The organism is Paenibacillus sp. P4_A9 (assembly GCF_056402415.1).
In genome coordinates this window covers 1-1,014 of the sequence record NZ_JBFUHL010000224.1, presented here as the reverse complement: position 1 = coordinate 1,014, position 1,014 = coordinate 1, and the positions used below count along the sequence as shown (strand labels likewise).

Sequence of the window (1,014 nt, the reverse complement as noted above, 5' to 3'; positions counted from 1 at the left end):
AGTAATCACAGATGGCAGTTCCAATATATTGGCTGATTGAAATAATACGTTCTGTTTGTTCGATGACGGCATTCCCCTGATTATGATCAATCTTAAAGGGGTTAAACATATCGTTATGCATACTTAAAATAATCCGTGATGATGGCGCAACCTCCCGGACAGGAAGGACCAGCAGGGGGCGATTGAAAATTTGAATAATATTATAAAATTCGGACGTATTTTGGAGAAATTGGATAACGCCAGCCTTATATGCATCAAGTAAACCATCTGAAACAACACGCACATAGCGGATGCCATTTACAACTTCATCGTTCGGTAAATCAGGGTCCGTTCTACCAAGAATTGTAATTCTGTGATGTTTACTTAGTAGMGAGGCCACACCGTCAATATAGGTTTGGATAGCTCCCCCTCGAATGTTGGGGACAGGCAGCTTTTCTGTACAAATCATCAGAATGTTCACAAGTTAACAGCTTCCTTTCTCAGGCAGTCCTTTTTCTGGGTTGAATCTGCCTTTTTCTCAACAAGGGCGGTATAATCTTATTCCGTTGTGGTAGTAGTATTTTTTAAAATTAGGCTTCACTACATGTTTAATAGGCTTCTTAAGACCCTGTTTACGTTTCATTGGTCTCTTTTTAGGACGGAGAGTAGGCTTCACTTTTTTCTTAGCACGCCATGTTCTGTAACCCCAGATAATCTTTATAGCTGAGACGCGTTTCCATTTGGTGAGCCTCTTTAATTTTCTTCGTTTTAAAAAACGGGTTTTCTTGATGATTTTGGTTTTTCTCAAAGCGCGCCGCTTTCTTGGAACTCGAAGTTTAAATTGCTTCTGTCTATTAGCAGGGAACTGAATTATTGCTGGGACAGGGCTTGCTGGTATTGAAGGAACGAGGATTGCAGCAGGATCTCCTGCATGAACAGGATCTACTGTAACCGGGATTGGCTCCGATACAGCTGGCGTTTTGGCGATGTTCCTTTTTGATTTTCGTGTAAAAGGAAGGGTGACCGCAACTGGTG

The 1,014-nt window shown here is 41.6% G+C and carries 2 protein-coding genes; both read right to left on the bottom strand.

Annotated elements, in window-relative coordinates; genetic code table 11:
- On the bottom strand, positions 1 to 460 hold a 460-nt coding region (locus AC1DVJ_RS31135; protein ID WP_477596823.1), incomplete at its 3' end, for a glycosyltransferase family protein.
- Between the two features lie 57 nt (positions 461 to 517).
- Positions 518 to 1,014: hypothetical protein (locus tag AC1DVJ_RS31130; protein WP_477596821.1), on the bottom strand; the 497-nt coding region annotated here is incomplete at its 5' end.